The sequence below is a fragment of the Sphingobium sp. genome (assembly GCF_035511395.1).
Lineage (GTDB): Bacteria > Pseudomonadota > Alphaproteobacteria > Sphingomonadales > Sphingomonadaceae > Sphingobium.
This window is the reverse complement of sequence record NZ_DATKFP010000455.1, coordinates 1-1,585: the sequence shown is the minus strand read 5'-3', so window position 1 is coordinate 1,585 and position 1,585 is coordinate 1. Positions and strand designations below refer to the sequence as shown.

Below are 1,585 nucleotides of genomic sequence, written 5' to 3'. Positions count from 1 at the left end.
TCGGTAGCAAATGGCTAGAGCGGTTCGATCGACTGATCAATGGCGCCGAAAGCCTGGAAGCGCCGGAGGCCATGACAATCTTGTCCGAAGCGGCGATCGTCAAGGGCGCGGAGATCGCGATGGGGCTTGCCTTGCGACGTGCGGACGCACTTGCAACTCATGCGGTGGCTCTTAATGTCGGAAGAGAAGCCGGTGCAGGTACGGCGCCCGAAAGATTGTGGCGCGCGCGCGGTCTGCCTTTTCATTGCCTTATCCTCGAAGACGCACTGCCGCCAGTTGCCGATGGACTCGACATGGCCGTGAACCGGGTGCTGGTTGCCTCTACATCTCCGCTCGAACTGCCGGAAGCAATGCGTGGCTCGGCGCGACAGCATCCGGCAAACGACATTTTCTACATCGAACTGGACGATCTTCCGACCGCCCTCGACCTTGCGCAGGCGATGCTGGGCGCTGCGCCCGAATGCGGGCTGGGGCTGGACTATCGCACCATAACAAGGGGCGATGCGGAACTGCCCGGTGAGGATGCGCCGGCCTTCATTCTGGCGCGCGCTGCGCCGGCCGGCAGCGTCTGGGCGCGATGGCCGCAGGCGGCGGCCATCGATGTTCACACCCCGCACTGCCGCTTCGAATTTGCCGGCGAGATCGTGACGCCCAATGGCGACTGCCCTGTCGCTGAATTTTATCCTGTTCCTCCGCCGGTGGCGTGAAGCGGGATTTATCGTGCCGGGACCGTCTTTGCGTTCTCCAGCGCGCTTCTGTCGCTGTCGATCAGGCGGGCGGGTATTATGATCGCAAGCGCGCGGTGCAGCCTGCCGGCTCAGCCTGGCACCGGTCAACAGCCCCGACTGGCCAATCCGATTGTTGATGTGGCCCATGCCAGCACCGACAAACCGGCTGATCACCGAAAGCGGCCTCGCCGTGCATGACGATGCCCAGCGCCCGCACCCCGGCCGCAGCCGCCGCCGGCGAAGCTCTATAAGCCCTACTGGCCGATTTCCACCAGCGTCACCGACTTGGCGGCGATTGTCAGTTCGACCTGCCCCCCGGCAATCCGGGCGGGCAGGGGCCTGGGGATGAAGGGATCGGGCGCGTCGAAACGGATGCGCGTGTCGATGCGATCGGCGGTGATGGTCTGGGCGCGCGCCGTGCGCCATGTTCCGCCTTTCAGCGTGACATGGACGTTGCTGGCGCGCGCCGGATCGAGATTGACGATCGTCAGGTGCAGCCTGCCTGCCTTGTTCTTCGACGTCGACACGCTCAGCCCCGGCAGGCGGGTGTCGCCCTCGATATAGTCGGGCGCCTGCACCTCGGTCGGGATCAGGGTCGCGCCCTGATGTGCCTTGTACAGGTCGAACACATGATAGGTGGGCGTCACCACCATCTTCGGCCCGTCGGTCAAAATCAGTGACTGGATCACGTTCACCATCTGCGCCAGATTGGCCATGCGCACCCGGTCGGCATGGCGGTTGAAGATGTTGAGGCTGAGGCCCGCGATCACCGCATCGCGCAGCGTGCTTTCCAGATAGAGCTGCGATGGCGCATTCTTCTCGCTTTCGAACCAGGCGCCCCATTCGTCGACCGCCAG

At 64.2% G+C, this 1,585-nt stretch carries 1 protein-coding gene and 1 pseudogene; one reads left to right on the top strand and one right to left on the bottom strand.

What is annotated here, in order from left to right; translation table 11 throughout:
- A pseudogene (locus VMR39_RS30255) lies at positions 1 to 707 on the top strand (DUF4071 domain-containing protein); the annotation flags it as partial.
- A gap of 275 nt (positions 708 to 982) precedes the next feature.
- Here VMR39_RS30255 and VMR39_RS30250 read toward each other — a convergent pair.
- On the bottom strand, positions 983 to 1,585 hold a 603-nt coding region (locus tag VMR39_RS30250; protein ID WP_325422231.1), incomplete at its 5' end, for an alpha-L-arabinofuranosidase C-terminal domain-containing protein.